This is a genomic window from Pseudomonas sp. LBUM1658, from assembly GCF_059716055.1.
In genome coordinates this window covers 6,237,368-6,253,274 of record NZ_CP166798.1, presented here as the reverse complement: position 1 = coordinate 6,253,274, position 15,907 = coordinate 6,237,368, and the positions used below count along the sequence as shown (strand labels likewise).

The following is a 15,907-nucleotide window of genomic DNA, read 5'->3' as shown; positions in this document are numbered from 1 at the left end:
CGTTTGCACAACTGACCGTTAGACCCTCAAGCCACGAGGCTACCCATGATCCGTGAAGAATTCCTGCGTTTGGCCGCTGCCGGCTACAACCGCATTCCGCTTGCCTGTGAAACCCTTGCTGACTTCGACACGCCGTTGTCGATCTACCTGAAGCTGGCCGATCAACCGAACTCCTATCTGCTGGAGTCGGTACAGGGGGGTGAGAAGTGGGGCCGTTATTCGATCATCGGCCTGCCGTGCCGGACCGTGTTGCGTGTCCATGATCATCAGGTCAGCGTGACCCACGATGGTGTGGAGATCGAAAGCCACCAGGTCGAAGACCCGCTGGCGTTCGTCGAAGCATTCAAGGCGCGCTACAACGTGCCGACCATCGCCGGATTGCCGCGCTTCAACGGTGGGCTGGTGGGTTACTTCGGCTATGACTGCGTGCGTTATGTGGAGAAGCGACTGGGCAAATGCCCGAATCCGGATCCGCTGGGCGTGCCGGACATTCTGCTGATGGTTTCCGATGCAGTGGTGGTATTCGACAACCTCGCCGGCAAGATGCATGCGATTGTCCTGGCCGATCCTTCCCAGGAAAACGCCTACGAGAATGGCCTGGCGCAACTGGAAGCGTTGCTGGAAAAACTCCGTCAGCCGATCACCCCGCGTCGCGGTCTGGACTTCAGCAAGCAACAGGCCGCTGATCCGGTGTTCCGTTCGAGTTTCACCCAGGACGACTACGAGCGGGCGGTGGACACCATCAAGGAGTACATCCTCGCCGGTGATTGCATGCAGGTGGTGCCGTCGCAACGGATGTCCATCGATTTCAAGGCCGCGCCGATCGATCTGTACCGTGCGCTGCGCTGTTTCAACCCGACGCCTTATATGTATTTCTTCAACTTTGGCGACTTCCATGTCGTCGGCAGTTCGCCGGAAGTGCTGGTGCGGGTCGAAGACAATCTGATCACCGTGCGGCCAATCGCCGGTACCCGCCCGCGCGGGGCCACTGAAGAGGCCGATCTGGCGCTGGAAGTAGACCTGCTGTCCGATCACAAAGAAATCGCCGAGCACCTGATGCTGATTGACCTGGGTCGCAACGATACCGGTCGGGTGTCGGAGATCGGCTCGGTGAAACTTACCGAGAAAATGGTCATCGAGCGCTATTCCAACGTGATGCACATCGTCTCCAACGTCACCGGCCAATTGAAAGCCGGCCTGACGGCCATGGACGCACTGCGGGCGATTCTGCCGGCGGGCACCTTGTCTGGCGCACCGAAAATCCGCGCGATGGAAATCATCGACGAACTGGAGCCAGTCAAGCGCGGCGTCTATGGTGGCGCCGTGGGCTATTTCGCCTGGAACGGCAACATGGATACCGCGATTGCGATCCGCACGGCGGTGATCAAGAACGGGGAATTGCATGTACAGGCCGGTGGCGGCATCGTCGCGGACTCAGTGCCAGCCCTGGAATGGGAAGAGACGCTGAACAAGCGCCGCGCCATGTTCCGCGCCGTTGCCCTGGCCGAACAAACGCCTTGACGCTACCCCGATAAAAAAAACGCTGCCCCCCCATAAAGAGGCAGCGTTTTTTTTTGTCACAACCGTGAAACGTAGGAGCTGCCGCAGGCTGCGATCTTTTGATCTTTTGGATCGCCAGACCTAGAAATCCAGGCTAACTCCAAGGCTCACACCCTGCTGGGTAAAGTCGTCGTCCTTGCGAATGCTATAACCGCCGCGTAACGCCAGGTCGGCCGTCAGCTTGTGGCTGACCCCCAGGCTCACGCGATTCAGATGGCTTTGCGGGGTGTAGCCCTCCAGGGTGAAATCGTTATCAGGCAGACTGTTGAGTGCGATGTTCAGGTGCTGAGTGTCGTCTTCATACTCCCGTTCGTAAGCGTATTCGCCGAACACCTGGGTTTGTCGGGTGATCTGGTATTTACCCTGCAAGCCCGCGCCGAGACGCTTGGATGTACGCGACTGGTCGTCGTAGGTCAGCGAAGTTGCGTTGGCGCCTTTCTCTGAGTAACCGTCGACTTCAACCCGCGCGTAATCAGCGCTGATAAAGGGCGACAAATGCCACTCGCTGCCCGGTTGCGCGAGGTCGTAACCCAAGCGGGTGCTGAAAGCCCAGAGATCACCATCGGTATCGCCTTTCTCGGCGCCTTCGCTGACACCCAGGGCGAACTTGCGTTTGAGATTGTCGTAGTCCAGATGGCCGCCGGTCAGCGCCGCATCAGCCCACCAGCTATTCTGTTGGTACTGGGCGAAAACGGTGCCCAGATAGCTGTTGAGTTTGTAGTCCGAATCGCGGTCTCCTGCTTCAAGGTCCTGGCGGTAGAAACCCGTCGCGACACCCAGGCGCCATGCATCGGTGAGCCGGTAGCTGCCGCCGACCGTCAGGTTATAGCCGGTACCATCGGCACTGGCGGCACTGTTTTGCTCGTCGATATCCAGGCGTTGACCGCCGCCCGCAACAATGGCCCGCCATTGGCCGACACCCTGCCAGTTTTCCCAATCGGTCAGCCATTGGCTGCGCAGTTCATCCTGATGGGCGCGCAAAGTGCCTTGAGCCATTTCCGGCAGCAGGGTTATTTCCCACGGCGCAGCCAGTAGAGAGTAGGCGTAGTCGGCGATCAGTCGCTGACCCGCCTCGGTGGGGTGGACCGAGTCGTTATAGATCAGCTTGGTCGGATCGGGATTGGCACTGTTGATCCCATAGGTAGCGTTTTGAATACAACCGTTGCCGCTGAAGCAGGTGGCGCTGAGGTTCTGGTCCGCGGCCAGGCCGAATCGGGCGGGGTCGGCGAAGGTGTCCCTCAACAGCAATGGAATGTTAAGCGGGATGACTTCGGCGTTGACCTGAGCCAGTTGCGTGACCAACTGCTGGTTGAACGCTGCGCTGAGCTGGGTGCCGAATGCCTGCCTCGGACCGCCATTAAGGGCCGGTGTCAGGCCCAGGTCGGGAAGCAACCAGACCATTACATACTTGGCACCGGCCTGTTGCAGGACCTGGACGCTAGCCACCAGTCGGTCGGCTGCCGCATTGGCCTGATCGGGGTTGAGAATCCGGCCCTGCAGGAAGTCATTGCCGCCGCCGGAAAGGTAATACAGCGCCTTGGGGTCGGCGCGGAAGTTATTCGCTACCAGATAACCCGGACGACTGCGTTCGCCGGTGTCGGATTCGGTGGTGATCGAGTCGAGAATCTCATCGGTACGATAGCCGCCCACCGCCCAGTTATTGCCATCCGGCAGGCCCTGGCTGGCACGGGCCGCGGAGGTCGAGGCAGCCACCTGGTCAGGTGAAAAGCCCAGTTTTGCGCCGAGCAACTGGGTCGAATTGGCGGAGCGGATTTCACCGCTGCCGTCCAGATAGAGCGGGCCGGTACGGTTGGTAAAGCGTTGAGTCGCACCGGCGGGGCCACCCGGATCAGTGAACTGTCCGGCGTCACTCAGGCTGTCGCCAAACACCACAAAGTTTGAATAAGGGGAGGGGGCGGCTATCGCCTGGGTACAGGCCAGGGAGAGAAGAGCGCCTGCGAGCGGTACGAACAACGTCTGTTTGATCATGAGCAAGCCCGTTTATTTATTGTTGTAGTTAATGAAACGACAGTGGTAAAAAACTTTTGCGCTTGAGCTATGGCTAATGGCCGCATCAGTTCTTTGATCAAGAGCAGGGCCGCGGCATATTGCACCCTCTGCTCAGCTAAGTTACTGTGCCAGGATCTATGAATGAGACCTTCCCCGTGTTCATCGTCAGCAAACTCTTGATGCGAGTTGTCAAGGCCCACGCCCGTTGGCGTTGGCGCGCCTGACATTTCTCTGCCGGCCCGGCCGGACCTGTACCGATTTGCCTTCTTTGCCCTTTGTAAAACACCGCTTGTGCTGGTTCAAGTCCAGCGATAGACCGAGCGGGAGACGCTGCGGGCAAATCATCTGAAGGCCGTATTAAAAGTCAGTGAATTCAAGAGGTTGTAACCCATGTTGCTGATGATCGATAACTACGACTCTTTTACTTATAACGTTGTGCAGTACCTCGGCGAGCTGGGCTCGGACGTGAAGGTGGTGCGCAACGATGAACTCACCATCGCCGAAATCGAAGCCCTCAAGCCTGAGCGCATCGTCGTTTCCCCAGGCCCGTGCACCCCGACAGAAGCCGGTGTTTCCCTGGAAGTCATCAAGCACTTTGCCGGCAAGTTACCTATTCTGGGTGTATGCCTCGGCCATCAGTCTATCGGCCAGGCATTTGGCGGCGACGTGGTACGCGCCCGTCAAGTCATGCACGGTAAGACTAGTCCGGTATTTCACGAGGACAAGGGTGTGTTCGAAGGCTTGAACCATCCGCTGACGGTCACGCGGTATCACTCGCTGATCGTCAAGCGCGAAACCCTGCCCGAATGTCTGGAGCTGACCGCCTGGACACAACTTGAAGACGGCTCGATTGACGAGATCATGGGTCTTCGTCACAAAACGCTGAACATCGAGGGTGTGCAGTTTCACCCCGAGTCGATCCTCACCGAGCAGGGCCACGAGCTGTTGGCCAATTTCCTCAAGCAGAGCGGCGGCACGCGCTAAGGACTTTCCATGGATATCAAGACTGCCCTGAGCCGTATCGTCGGCCACCTGGACCTGAGCACTGATGAAATGCGTGATGTCATGCGCGAAATCATGACCGGGCAATGCACCGACGCGCAGATCGGTGCCTTTATGATGGCCATGCGCATGAAAAGCGAAAGCATTGACGAAATCGTCGGTGCGGTCTCGGTCATGCGTGAGCTGGCGGATAAAGTCGAACTGAAAACCCTCCACGGCGTAGTCGATGTGGTGGGTACCGGCGGTGACGGTGCAAACATTTTCAACGTGTCTACGGCCGCCTCGTTTGTGGTCGCTGCAGCCGGCTGCACCGTGGCCAAGCATGGCAACCGTGCGGTTTCCGGTAAAAGCGGCAGTGCCGATCTGCTGGAGGCGGCCGGCATTTATCTGAACCTGACGCCGGTCCAGGTCGCTCGTTGCATTGATAACGTCGGCATTGGCTTCATGTTCGCGCAGTCCCATCACAGTGCGATGAAGTACGCCGCCGGGCCACGCCGCGAACTGGGCCTGCGCACGCTGTTCAATATGCTTGGCCCGCTTACGAATCCGGCCGGTGTGAAGCATCAGGTGGTGGGCGTGTTCACTCAGGCGCTGTGCCGTCCGTTGGCCGAAGTCTTGCAACGTATGGGCAGCAAGCATGTGTTGGTGGTGCATTCCCAGGATGGTCTGGACGAATTCAGCCTCGCTGCTCCGACCTTCGTAGCGGAGCTCAAAGATGACGCAATAACCGAGTATTGGGTCCAGCCTGAAGATCTCGGTATAAAGAGTCAGAGTCTGTTCGGCCTGGTGGTTGAAAGCCCGGCGGCGTCCCTTGAATTGATTCGCGATGCCTTGGGGCGTCGTAAAACCGAGTACGGCCAGAAAGCCGCGGAAATGATCATGCTCAATGCTGGCGCGGCGCTGTATGCCGCCGATCATGCGAGCAGTCTCAAGGAAGGAGTTGCCTTGGCTCACGATGCGCTGCACACCGGCCTGGCTCGGGAGAAGCTCGAAGAGTTGGGCGCGTTTACCGCGGTATTCAAGGTGGAGAATGAAGGATGAGTGTGCCAACGGTTCTGGAAAAGATTCTTGCGCGCAAGGCTGAGGAAGTAGCCGAGCGTAGTGCTCGCGTAAGCCTGGCGGAATTGCAGCGTCTGGCGGCTTTGGCCGATGCGCCGCGGGGTTTCGCCGAGGCACTGATCAAGCAGGCCAAGCTCAAGCAGCCGGCGGTGATTGCCGAGATTAAAAAGGCCTCGCCAAGCAAAGGCGTGATCCGCGAAAACTTCGTTCCGGCAGATATCGCCAGGAGCTACGAAAAAGGCGGCGCGACCTGTCTGTCGGTGCTGACCGATATCGATTACTTCCAGGGCGCCGATGCTTACCTGCAACAGGCGCGGGCGGCGTGCCAGCTGCCGGTGATCCGCAAGGATTTCATGGTCGATCCCTATCAGATCATTGAAGCCCGAGCGCTGGGTGCCGATTGCGTGCTGTTGATCGTCGCCGCGCTGGATGACGTGAAAATGGCCGAGCTGGCTGCCGTGGCGAAAAGCGTTGGTCTTGATGTGCTGGTTGAAGTGCATGACGGTGACGAACTGGAGCGGGCCTTGAAAACCCTCGACACGCCACTGGTGGGCGTTAACAACCGCAACCTGCATACCTTCGAGGTCAACCTGGAAACCACGCTCGACCTGTTGCCGCGTATCCCTCGTGATCGCCTGGTGATTACCGAGAGTGGCATTCTCAATCGGGCCGATGTCGAGCTGATGGAAATCAGCGAGGTATATTCGTTCCTGGTCGGCGAGGCGTTCATGCGCGCCGAGAGCCCGGGTGCGGAGCTGCAGCGGTTGTTCTTCCCGGAGCGCGGTGTGCCGGTGAGCGGCTCCACTCTCGATTGAACCTGATTTAATGAAGAAGCCGGCGATGCCGGCTTTTTTATAGCCATCGCAAAAAGGATTCGTACTGCCATGACTCAGCCCATTGCCTTGACCGTCGAAGCTGGCCTGCGTGCCGAACAAGACTTGCTGGCCGCCGTTTGCGCGGGCGAACAGGAGTTCGGTCTGTTGTTCTGGCAGCCGAGTGATCGAGCACTGGTCATGCCCAGGCGTTTAAGCCGCTTACCGGGTTTCGAGGCGGCCAGCCAGGCGTCGGCTGCCAGCGGTTGGCCGGTCCTGTTGCGGGAAACGGGCGGTGAGCCGGTGCCGCAGTCTGCTGCGACCATCAATATTGCGCTGGTTTATGCACCGCCGCGCAGTGAAGGCGACCAAGGCCGGATCGAAACCGCCTATCGGCGTCTGTGCGATCCGCTCTGCGAGCTACTCACCGAGCTCGGTGGGAATGCTTCGTTGGGAGAGATAGAGGGCGCGTTCTGCGACGGTCGTTTCAATGTCAATCTTGATGGCCGAAAAATGGTCGGCACCGCCCAGCGCTGGCGTCAAAGCAAGGGTGGCCAGCGCCCGGTGGGGCTGGTGCATGGCGCTCTATTGCTGGATGACGAGCGTGAATCGATGGTTGCGGCGGTCAATCGCTTCAATCAGGTCTGTGGTCTGGATCAGCGTGTCCGTGCCGAGAGCCACATCGCCTTGCACGAAAAATTTGCAGCTCCCCACGCCCTCGAGCGTTTGGACAGCTTGTACCGACAAATGCTGGCGAAGGTGATGAGCGTCTAACGGGTACCGAACACCACCATGGTTTTGCCTTTGACGTTCACCAGGTTGCGTTCTTCCAGATCCTTGAGCACGCGCCCGACCATTTCTCGCGAGCAGCCGACGATCCGTCCGATTTCCTGGCGGGTTACCTTGATTTGCATACCGTCCGGGTGGGTCATGGCATCCGGCTGCTTGCACAGCTCCAGCAGGCACCGGGCTACCCGACCAGTGACGTCGAAAAACGCCAGGTCACCGACCTTGCGCGTGGTGTCGCGCAGGCGCTGGGCGATCTGGCCGCTGAGTACGTAGAGAATATCCGGGTCTTGCCGGGACAGTTCGCGGAACTTGCTGTAACTGATTTCCGCCACTTCACATTCGATCTTGGCTCGCACCCAGGCACTGCGTTGCTGCTCGTGGCCGGCTTGTTCAAACAAGCCCAGCTCACCGAAGAAATCACCGGTGTTGAGGTAGGCGATGACCATTTCCCGGCCATCGTCGTCCTCGATCAGGATGGTGACCGAACCTTTGATGATGAAAAACAGCGTCTCCGAACGATCGCCGGCACAGATGATATTGCTCTTGGCCTGGTAGCGTCGGCGCTGACAGTGCATCAACAGCTTGTCGAGGTTCTTGATCTTGGGTGTGGGGGTAATAGCAACCATGGTTGTATCCCGAAAAGCCTGCAGGGTGTGGAGTCGTTTTACTTTTTGTAGGAGCGAAGCGCTGCAAACAGCTGGCCAAGCGCCATTGATTTGGCGCCAGCTTAACAGACACATTCCGTAGAGATTCGGGAATTTATCTATCGGCGGCAGCTGTCTCTCGCGTGGATGCAAAACGGCGTCTTTTCAGGGCCCTGTGCTAAGCTGGCGACCCTTTTTTTAGCAGTGGAGTCTTGGCGATGAAGGCACGCATCCAATGGGCTGGCGAAGCCATGTTCCTCGGTGAATCTGGCAGCGGTCACGTAGTGGTAATGGATGGCCCGCAAGAAAGCGGTGGTCGCAACCTGGGTGTGCGGCCCATGGAAATGCTCTTGCTCGGTGTGGGTGGTTGCAGCAATTTCGATGTAGTCAGCATCTTGAAGAAGTCCCGCCAGGCGGTGGAAAGCTGCGAGGCCTTTCTCGAGGCCGAGCGTGCTACTGAAGATCCGAAGGTCTTTACCAAGATCCATATGCACTTCGTGGTCAAGGGCCGGGCGCTGAAAGAAGCTCAGGTCAAGCGCGCGATAGAGCTGTCTGCAGAGAAATATTGCTCGGCATCGATCATGCTCGGTGCGGCCGGCGTGGCCATTACTCACGACTACGAAATCATCGAACTCGGTTGAATCGACATTCAACTATCATAAATGCAGTGCAGACTCTGACGATCAACAACTCAGGTCTGCATGATGCGCCACTTTTTTCAGGGCAGTGATCGCTTTCAACGCAGGTCACAGGCCCGAATGACAACCAAAATCGCCATCGCGAAGAGGTGTTAACCGTCCTACGCAGGTGCGTCGTTCGCATCTGACGGGCATGCTTGATCACGCGGCCGGGCCGCATATATAGAGAGTTTTTAAACGGTGAAAAGCAAACTCAAGCTCCATGGGTTCAATAACCTGACAAAGACCTTGAGCTTCAACATCTATGACATCTGCTATGCGGAAACCCCGCAGGACCAACAGGCTTACGTCGAGTACATCAACCAGGTCTACGACGCCGAACGCCTCACGCAGATCCTCACAGAAGTTGTCGATATCATTGGTGCCAACATCCTGAACATTGCCCGTCAGGATTACGATCCACAAGGCGCCAGTGTGACCATTCTGATTTCCGAGCAGCCGGTGACGCCTACCGACAGCCAGATCGAAGAGTCGCCGGGCCCGTTGCCAGAAATCATCCTGGCCCACCTCGACAAGAGCCACATCACGGTGCACACCTATCCGGAAATCCATCCGGTGGACGGTATCGCGACGTTCCGCGTGGACATCGACGTGTCGACCTGCGGAGTCATTTCGCCGCTCAAAGCGCTCAACTACCTGATTCACCAGTTCGAGTCGGACATCGTCACCGTGGATTACCGTGTGCGCGGTTTCACTCGGGATGTTGAAGGCAAGAAGCACTTCATCGACCACGAGATCAACTCGATCCAGAACTACCTCTCCGAGGATACCCGCGACGGTTACCAGATGACCGACGTGAACGTGTACCAGGAAAACCTGTTCCATACCAAGATGCTGCTGAAAAACTTCGAACTGGATAACTACCTGTTCGGCGACGCCACCAGCAACTTGTCAGCTGAACAGCGCGCTCATGTCACTGCGCGGGTGAAGCACGAAATGCTGGAGATCTTCTATGCTCGGAACATGCCGGGCTAAGATCAGCGAGTACAAAAAAAGGCGGCTACCTTAGGGGAGCCGCCTTTTTTATTTCTGTTTGTCTGATGTGCGGTGCGAAGGTTATCGCGAGCAGGCCCCTACAGAACGATGCAACCCTCAGATCCGATAGGTACTCTTGGTCATCACCTTGGCCATCAGACTCATACCGAACTTGACCGGTGCGGGGAAGCGGAAACCACCGGCATCCAGCGCGCTTTCGGCGTGCTGCTCTTCATCGATGCGCATCTGCTCGAGAATCGCCCGGGACTTCTCGTCTTCGGCCGGCAATTGCTCGAGGTGTTCATTCAAATGCTTGCAGACTTGATGTTCGGTCGCGGCCACGAAGCCCAGGCTGACTTTGTCGCTGATCAGTCCGGCAACCGCGCCAATGCCGAACGACATTCCGTAGAACAACGGGTTCAACAGGCTGGTATGGCTTCCCAACTGACGGATGCGTTGCTCGCACCAGACCAGGTGATCGATCTCTTCTTCGGCGGCATGTTCCATGGCGGCACGCACTTGCGGCAGCTTGGCGGTCAGGGCCTGGCCCTGGTAAAGCGCCTGGGCACAGACTTCACCGGTATGGTTGATGCGCATCAGACCGGCGACATGCCGGGTGTCCTCGTCGCTCATCTGCGCGTCCGGTTTTACGATAGCCGGCGAAGGGCGATAAGGCTGGCCGCTGAAGGGCAGCAGGGTGCGCATCGCGGTATCGGCTTGCAACAGCAGACGGTCGATCGGCGAGTAGTGACGTTGGGTAGTCATGCTTACCTCCGGGAAGAATCACGGCGGCCAGTTTACCCCAATCGATGAGGCGAAGCCTGCGCTGGATCAGCGCACCCTTCACCCTTCACCCTGAACGGTGCGCAGGATGTGCTGCAAAGCTCTGTACCAGGGCAATCAGCCCGGTGGCCAGTGCATCTGACGCTGACCGAGCACGTGCATATGAATGTGATAGACGGTCTGTCCACCCAGTTCATTGCAGTTCATGACCACACGAAAGCCGGCTTCGCAGCCAAGCTCGTTGGCCAGGCGCTGGGCGGTGAACAGCATATGTCCGGCCAGCGCCCTGTCGTCCTCGGTGAGGTCGTTAAGGGTGCGGACGGGTTTCTTCGGGATCACCAGAAAATGCACCGGTGCCTGTGGCGCAATATCGTGGAAGGCCAATACCTGGTCGTCCTCGTAGATGATCTTCGCGGGTATTTCTCTGTTGATGATCTTGGTGAACAGAGTATCCACAGCTGTTTCTCCGTTATGTTAGTCCGGACTGAGTGTACTCAGGCGACCTGCCTGCGCCCAGTCTTTTGCATGGTTGCGAGTCAACGTGGGCAATAAGTCTTGTTGATCGCGCCAGCGATTTTTCGGGTCAGCCAGCGCGAGCCGAGACGCGGAATGAAGGCGCGCCAGCGGTTGCGACGGCCGGGAATGATGATTGCGCGGTTCTTCTCCAAAGCGCGCACGGTATAGAGCGCAACTTCCTCGGGGCTCATCAGCAAATTACTGTTTTCCAGTTTGCTGGAGTCGAGCTGAGCGGTGCTGAAGAATGCCGTGCGCGTAGGCCCCGGGCACAATACCGAGACCTTGACCGCGCATTTTTTCAGTTCTTCGCGCAAGCCTTCGGAGAAGTGCAGCACGTAGGCTTTGCTGGCGTAGTAAGTGCTCATCCACGGGCCAGGATGGAAGGCCGCGACCGAGGCGACATTGAGGATCTGCCCGCCGCCCTGCAAGGCCATGCTGTTGCCAACGGCATGGCACAAGCGCGTGAGGGCCAGAATATTCACTTCGATCAGGTCCTGCTCTGTCATCCAGTCCTGGGCCAGAAACGGGCCGCAGGTGCCTATGCCGGCGCAATTGACCAGCAGATCGATCTGCCGGTCACCTTCCTCAAGCTCCAGCAGAAAACCGGAGAGGCGCAGCGGTTCGCCAAGGTCGCAGGCGCGAAACAACACTTCCACGCCAAAGCGCTGGGTCAGTTCGATTGCAATGCTTTCCAACTGATCACGTTGGCGCGCCAGCAAAATCAGACTGCGGCCGCGCCTTGCCAGTGCTTCGGCCAGGGCCAGGCCAATGCCGCTGGAAGCGCCAGTGATCAGAGCGTAACGGGTCATGCAGTTCTCCATCGCAACGGCTGCGCGTCTGGGACGGACGTCTCACAGGCGCGCAGCGCTTTTCATTCTTGCGCAGAGTCTACAGGTGGCTGAGCGGGTTCGGCTGCTTCTGTCGCGGGTTCGACGCTTTCATAGGAACTCATTGAGCTGCTCTGGTATTCCTGCGTGAGGGTGGTGAGGCCGCCAGCGAGTGCGCCGATGATCAGCACGGCAAGCAATACCAGCCATAATGCAGACAGTATTTTGACTGCGGTGCTGTTGGGTGGCGGTGGGGCGCCGTAGCGGTTGGCGCCGGTATTGCCCGGCATGACCGTTATCAGAATCGGGAATACGCTCCCCACCATCGGCACCAGGTTGAGGAACCATAACCAGCCAGACCAGCCAAGGTCGTGGAGGCGCTGGACGGTAATGGTGATATTCACATAGAGGTAGGCCAGGAGCGCAACGACACCAAACAGGCCTCCGAGCAAAAAGTGCTCGCCAGAGAACAAACTCAGGGTGATGAGAGCCGCAACGGCGGTTGCGGCCATTAGCGAAACCAAAGTCCAGGCCAGAAACCTCAGGCGCCCGATGCGTCCTTGAATGCTGAACACCTTCAGTTCGGAAAACTCTGGAAGGGTTTCACCGACCGCTGCACGGGGAGGGCTGTAGGGCGATTCGGTATCACTGGAAGACGATGCAGCGTCGGTGGAAGGCTGATGAGCCTCGGAGAGGCTCGGTTCAATGGGCTGCTCCGCTTCGATTCGAGCGTCGATACCGGTTTTTGACAGTGCATCAAGGTAAGTTTGCGCATCCGCGCGGGACAGGTCGTGCTTCAAGGCGACGGGCTTTCCGCTGAACAACCGCTCAATGGCCGTCACGTCGCTTTTGAACAGGCCGGCGAGATTGAGCTTTGCCGTGGTGATCTCGACGCCGGGAAGCAGGGACCCGTCGAATACGATCTTGAAACGGTTTTCGCTCATTCGGGGCATCCTTGTCAGTTGCAATAGGTGGGGTGAAGTTTAAGGCCAGCGGTGTGCGTCTGGCCAAAACTACCCGAGGTGTCAGCGTGGCCAGCGTTTCGGCAGTTGCGCAGCCAGCGCTTGCGCGCTGCGGTATTCGGCGTCCAGCCGTGCTACCAATTGATCGACACTCGGCAGGTCATCGATTTCGCCTACGCCCTGGCCGGCAGACCAGACGGTTTTCCAGGCTTTGGCCTCGTCTTTGAGGGGTTTGAGTTTCGAACCGAAGTTGACTTCGCCCTTGCCCTGCAGTGCATCCAGATCGAAACCGGCATTGACCAGGCTCTGGCGCATGAAGCTTGCGGGGACGCCAGACACCGCGGGGGTATGAATGATGTCGGCGGCCTTGGAGCTCAGCAGCATCTCTTTATAGGCCTCGGGTGCATGGCTTTCGCTGGTGCCGATAAAGCGTGTCCCGAAGTACGCCAGATCCGCGCCGAGCAGTTGTGCGGCAAGAATCTCGTGGCCGTGGTTCAAGCAGCCGGCCAGCAACAGGGTCTTGTCGAAGAACTGACGGATTTCGGCAATCAGCGAGAACGGGCTCCAGGTCCCTGCATGCCCGCCAGCACCGGCGGCGACCGCAATCAGCCCGTCGACCCCGGCTTCAGCGGCTTTTTCAGCGTGGCGTCGAGTGGTGACATCGTGAAACACCAGTCCGCCATAGCTGTGTACCGCATCGACCAGCTCTTTCACCGCGCCGAGGCTGGTGATGACAATCGGTACTTTGTGTTCGATACAGATCGCCAGGTCCGCTTCCAGGCGCGGGTTGCTGTTGTGGACGATCAGGTTCACGGCATAGGGCGCAGGATTCTCAAGCGTTGCCAGCCCTGCTTCGATTTCCTCCAGCCAGGCTTTGAAACCGCTGCTTTCACGTTGGTTTAGAGCGGGAAAGCTCCCCACCACGCCGTTACGGCAACAAGCCAGGACCAGCTGCGGGTTGGAAATCAGGAACATCGGCGCTGCCACCACCGGCAGACGCAAACTTTGTTCGAGCAGAGCGGGCAGCGACATTGGAAGTACCCCGAATAGTTGCGACTTGTTGGATTAGAACGGTCGTACAACGACCAAAATTACAATAGCCAGCAATATCAGAACTGGCACCTCATTGAACCAGCGAAAAAAGACATGGCTGCGGGTGTTTTCGCCACGGGCAAAACGTTTTACCTGGGCTCCGCACATGTGGTGGTACCCGATCAGGATTACCACCAGGGTCAGCTTGGCATGCATCCAGCCGCCCTGGCCGAAGTAGGCGCTCGGATTGAGCGCGATCAGCCAGATGCCGAAGGCCAGGGTCGCGATCATCGCCGGGAGCATGATGCCCCGGTACAGCTTGCGCTCCATGAGGCTGAAGCGCTCTTTGCTGATGCTGTCTTCGCTTTGCGCGTGATAAACGAACAGGCGCGGCAGGTAGAACAGGCCGGCAAACCAGCAGACCAGACTGACGATGTGAAAGGCTTTGAGCCACAAATAAAGCATTTTTTGGTTATTCCCAGGTTCACGGTAGCCCGAATAGTAGAGGGTTGAGGCTCCGCACGTCACCTTGGCGGTTGTCGCAGAGCGTCTCGGCCCCTATTATCGATGGCTTTCCAGTGGGTTCGTTGAGGGCAGGTATATGGTCAAGGTCGGTATCGTCGGCGGCACGGGTTACACCGGTGTCGAATTGCTGCGTCTGTTGGCACAGCATCCGCAGGCTGAAGTGGTGGTCATTACTTCGCGATCCGAGGCGGGCCTGGCCGTGGCCGACATGTATCCGAATCTGCGAGGTCATTACGACGGCCTGGCGTTCAGCGTTCCGGACATCAAGGCTCTGGGCGCCTGCGACGTGGTGTTCTTCGCCACTCCGCATGGTGTCGCTCATGCTCTGGCGGGTGAACTGCTGGCAGCCGGGACCAAGGTTATCGACCTGTCGGCAGACTTCCGCTTGCAAGACGCCGAAGAGTGGGCCAAGTGGTACGGCCAGCCGCATGGTGCGCCGCAGTTGCTGGAAGAAGCGGTCTACGGCTTGCCGGAAGTTAATCGTGAGCAGATCAAGCAGGCGCGTCTGATCGCCGTACCGGGTTGCTACCCGACCGCTACACAATTGGGTTTTCTGCCGTTGCTCGAAGCGGGTCTGGCGGATACCTCCCGTTTGATTGCTGATTGCAAATCCGGTGTAAGCGGTGCCGGCCGTGGTGCTGCCGTAGGTTCGCTGTACTCCGAAACGTCGGAAAGCATGAAGGCTTACGCCGTCAAAGGGCACCGTCACCTGCCGGAAATTCGCCAGGGGCTGCGTCGCGCCGCGGGTAAAGACGTCGGCCTGACCTTCGTCCCGCACCTGACCCCGATGATTCGCGGTATTCACTCGACGCTCTATGCAACGGTCGTGGACCGTTCGGTTGATCTGCAGGCACTATTTGAAAAACGCTATGCCGACGAACCGTTTGTCGATGTCATGCCTGCCGGCAGCCATCCGGAAACCCGTAGCGTGCGCGGCGCCAACGTCTGCCGTATCGCCGTGCATCGTCCGCAAGACGGCGATCTGGTGGTGGTGTTGTCGGTGATCGACAACCTGGTCAAGGGCGCGTCGGGTCAGGCAGTGCAGAACATGAACATCCTGTTCGGCCTGGATGAGCGCCTGGGTCTGTCCCACGCTGGAATGCTGCCCTAAAAGCAGCTACAAGCTACAAGCTACAAGCTACAAGCTACAAGCTACAAGCCGCAAGCTCCAAGTTTTGAGCTTCAAGCTTGCGGCTTGTAGCTAGAAACTTGAAGCTGCTCCTCTAATAGTTGACCAATTTTCTAGGAGAAGGGGATAATGCGCGTCATCACGCATTATGGCGGCGTAACGCCGGGAGATAGTCAGCATGAGCGTCGAATCCTTCACCCCCATGGCTTTGCAATTCACCCACGGTGCCGCGCACAAGGTGAAGAGCCTGGTCGATGAAGAGGGCAATGATCGCTTGAAGCTGCGCGTATTTGTTACGGGCGGCGGTTGTTCAGGTTTTCAGTACGGCTTCACCTTCGATGAAGATGTGGCCGATGACGACACCATCGTCGAGCGCGAAGGTGTCAGTCTGGTTGTCGATCCGATGAGCTTCCAGTACTTGGCGGGTGCCGAGGTGGATTATCAGGAAGGTCTGGAAGGCTCTCGTTTCGTGATCAAGAACCCGAATGCCTCCACAACCTGTGGTTGCGGTTCTTCGTTCTCGATCTGATCGATCAGCACAGTTCCGGTTTCACTCAACGCCGCATGGTTTGCACAGAGCCATG

At 58.2% G+C, this 15,907-nt stretch carries 17 protein-coding genes; 9 read left to right on the top strand and 8 right to left on the bottom strand.

Going from position 1 to position 15,907, the window contains the following annotated elements:
- Positions 1–45 precede the first annotated feature (45 nt).
- Positions 46–1,521, top strand: a complete 1,476-nt coding sequence (trpE, locus tag ACA064_RS28935; RefSeq protein WP_497671149.1) for an anthranilate synthase component I — start codon at positions 46–48, stop codon at positions 1,519–1,521.
- Between the two features lie 120 nt (positions 1,522–1,641).
- On the opposite strand, the gene estP is transcribed toward trpE, so the two are convergent.
- Positions 1,642–3,549 (bottom strand): esterase EstP, encoded by a 1,908-nt coding sequence (gene estP, locus ACA064_RS28930; RefSeq protein ID WP_497671148.1) that lies wholly within the window; start codon positions 3,547–3,549, stop codon positions 1,642–1,644.
- A 411-nt stretch (positions 3,550–3,960) separates the two neighbouring features.
- Between estP and ACA064_RS28925 the strand changes: the two genes are divergently transcribed.
- From ACA064_RS28925 to ACA064_RS28910, 4 genes are all read left to right on the top strand, one after another.
- Entirely contained in the window at positions 3,961–4,554 is a 594-nt protein-coding gene (locus tag ACA064_RS28925) for an aminodeoxychorismate/anthranilate synthase component II (protein WP_497671147.1), read from the top strand.
- A 9-nt stretch (positions 4,555–4,563) separates the two neighbouring features.
- Positions 4,564–5,613 carry an anthranilate phosphoribosyltransferase gene (trpD, locus tag ACA064_RS28920; protein WP_497671146.1) on the top strand — a complete coding sequence of 350 codons (1,050 nt, stop codon included), beginning with the start codon at positions 4,564–4,566 and terminating at the stop codon, positions 5,611–5,613.
- Complete coding sequence (gene trpC, locus ACA064_RS28915; protein ID WP_497671145.1) at positions 5,610–6,446, top strand: indole-3-glycerol phosphate synthase TrpC; 837 nt, start codon at positions 5,610–5,612, stop codon at positions 6,444–6,446. Before trpD ends, trpC begins: the two co-directional genes overlap by 4 nt.
- 69 nt (positions 6,447–6,515) lie before the next feature.
- Positions 6,516–7,217, top strand: a complete 702-nt coding sequence (locus ACA064_RS28910) for a lipoate--protein ligase family protein (protein ID WP_497671144.1) — start codon at positions 6,516–6,518, stop codon at positions 7,215–7,217.
- Here ACA064_RS28910 and crp read toward each other — a convergent pair.
- Positions 7,214–7,858 (bottom strand): cAMP-activated global transcriptional regulator CRP, encoded by a 645-nt coding sequence (gene crp, locus ACA064_RS28905; protein WP_497671143.1) that lies wholly within the window; start codon positions 7,856–7,858, stop codon positions 7,214–7,216. The two genes, ACA064_RS28910 and crp, sit on opposite strands and share 4 nt — an antisense overlap.
- 236 nt (positions 7,859–8,094) lie before the next feature.
- On the opposite strand from crp, the gene ACA064_RS28900 reads away from it, so the two are divergent.
- Together ACA064_RS28900 and speD are read left to right on the top strand one after the other, a co-directional pair.
- Entirely contained in the window at positions 8,095–8,517 is a 423-nt protein-coding gene (locus ACA064_RS28900) for an OsmC family protein (protein WP_497671142.1), read from the top strand.
- A 237-nt stretch (positions 8,518–8,754) separates the two neighbouring features.
- A complete protein-coding gene (gene speD, locus ACA064_RS28895; protein ID WP_497671141.1) occupies positions 8,755–9,549 on the top strand; it encodes an adenosylmethionine decarboxylase in 795 nt (264 codons plus the stop codon).
- A 117-nt stretch (positions 9,550–9,666) separates the two neighbouring features.
- Here the strand turns inward: speD and coq7 are convergent, their stop codons facing one another.
- The 6 genes from coq7 to hemJ all read right to left on the bottom strand — a co-directional run bounded on the left by coq7 (position 9,667) and on the right by hemJ (position 14,134).
- Complete coding sequence (gene coq7 / locus ACA064_RS28890; RefSeq protein ID WP_497671140.1) at positions 9,667–10,314, bottom strand: 2-polyprenyl-3-methyl-6-methoxy-1,4-benzoquinone monooxygenase; 648 nt, start codon at positions 10,312–10,314, stop codon at positions 9,667–9,669.
- Between the two features lie 135 nt (positions 10,315–10,449).
- Positions 10,450–10,788, bottom strand: coding sequence for a histidine triad nucleotide-binding protein (locus ACA064_RS28885; protein ID WP_497671139.1), 339 nt, complete (start codon positions 10,786–10,788; stop codon positions 10,450–10,452).
- A gap of 80 nt (positions 10,789–10,868) precedes the next feature.
- The gene (locus ACA064_RS28880) at positions 10,869–11,657 is read right to left on the bottom strand and encodes an SDR family NAD(P)-dependent oxidoreductase (protein ID WP_497671138.1); all 789 of its coding nucleotides are present in this window, start codon (positions 11,655–11,657) and stop codon (positions 10,869–10,871) included.
- Positions 11,658–11,719: 62 nt separating this feature from the next.
- Complete coding sequence (locus tag ACA064_RS28875; protein WP_497671137.1) at positions 11,720–12,619, bottom strand: DUF805 domain-containing protein; 900 nt, start codon at positions 12,617–12,619, stop codon at positions 11,720–11,722.
- 81 nt (positions 12,620–12,700) lie between these two features.
- Entirely contained in the window at positions 12,701–13,669 is a 969-nt protein-coding gene (locus tag ACA064_RS28870; RefSeq protein ID WP_497671136.1) for an NAD(P)H-dependent flavin oxidoreductase, read from the bottom strand.
- Positions 13,670–13,702: 33 nt separating this feature from the next.
- Positions 13,703–14,134 (bottom strand): protoporphyrinogen oxidase HemJ, encoded by a 432-nt coding sequence (gene hemJ / locus ACA064_RS28865; protein WP_497671135.1) that lies wholly within the window; start codon positions 14,132–14,134, stop codon positions 13,703–13,705.
- Positions 14,135–14,270: 136 nt separating this feature from the next.
- Here hemJ and argC point away from each other — a divergent pair, with 136 nt between their 5' ends.
- Together argC and erpA are read left to right on the top strand one after the other, a co-directional pair.
- The gene (argC, locus tag ACA064_RS28860; protein WP_497671134.1) at positions 14,271–15,305 is read left to right on the top strand and encodes an N-acetyl-gamma-glutamyl-phosphate reductase; all 1,035 of its coding nucleotides are present in this window, start codon (positions 14,271–14,273) and stop codon (positions 15,303–15,305) included.
- A gap of 196 nt (positions 15,306–15,501) precedes the next feature.
- Positions 15,502–15,852, top strand: a complete 351-nt coding sequence (gene erpA, locus ACA064_RS28855) for an iron-sulfur cluster insertion protein ErpA (protein WP_150640349.1) — start codon at positions 15,502–15,504, stop codon at positions 15,850–15,852.
- The last annotated feature ends 55 nt before the right edge of the window (positions 15,853–15,907 follow it).

Bases quoted from the DNA above. Each gene is read 5' to 3' on its own strand.
- trpE (WP_497671149.1), top strand. From the start codon at position 46: ATGATCCGTGAAGAATTCCTGCGTTTGGCCGCTGCCGGCTACAACCGC.
- estP (WP_497671148.1), bottom strand. From the start codon at position 3,549: ATGATCAAACAGACGTTGTTCGTACCGCTCGCAGGCGCTCTTCTCTCC.
- ACA064_RS28925 (WP_497671147.1), top strand. From the start codon at position 3,961: ATGTTGCTGATGATCGATAACTACGACTCTTTTACTTATAACGTTGTG.
- trpD (WP_497671146.1), top strand. From the start codon at position 4,564: ATGGATATCAAGACTGCCCTGAGCCGTATCGTCGGCCACCTGGACCTG.
- trpC (WP_497671145.1), top strand. From the start codon at position 5,610: ATGAGTGTGCCAACGGTTCTGGAAAAGATTCTTGCGCGCAAGGCTGAG.
- ACA064_RS28910 (WP_497671144.1), top strand. From the start codon at position 6,516: ATGACTCAGCCCATTGCCTTGACCGTCGAAGCTGGCCTGCGTGCCGAA.
- crp (WP_497671143.1), bottom strand. From the start codon at position 7,858: ATGGTTGCTATTACCCCCACACCCAAGATCAAGAACCTCGACAAGCTG.
- ACA064_RS28900 (WP_497671142.1), top strand. From the start codon at position 8,095: ATGAAGGCACGCATCCAATGGGCTGGCGAAGCCATGTTCCTCGGTGAA.
- coq7 (WP_497671140.1), bottom strand. From the start codon at position 10,314: ATGACTACCCAACGTCACTACTCGCCGATCGACCGTCTGCTGTTGCAA.
- ACA064_RS28880 (WP_497671138.1), bottom strand. From the start codon at position 11,657: ATGACCCGTTACGCTCTGATCACTGGCGCTTCCAGCGGCATTGGCCTG.
- ACA064_RS28875 (WP_497671137.1), bottom strand. From the start codon at position 12,619: ATGAGCGAAAACCGTTTCAAGATCGTATTCGACGGGTCCCTGCTTCCC.
- ACA064_RS28870 (WP_497671136.1), bottom strand. From the start codon at position 13,669: ATGTCGCTGCCCGCTCTGCTCGAACAAAGTTTGCGTCTGCCGGTGGTG.
- hemJ (WP_497671135.1), bottom strand. From the start codon at position 14,134: ATGCTTTATTTGTGGCTCAAAGCCTTTCACATCGTCAGTCTGGTCTGC.
- argC (WP_497671134.1), top strand. From the start codon at position 14,271: ATGGTCAAGGTCGGTATCGTCGGCGGCACGGGTTACACCGGTGTCGAA.
- erpA (WP_150640349.1), top strand. From the start codon at position 15,502: ATGAGCGTCGAATCCTTCACCCCCATGGCTTTGCAATTCACCCACGGT.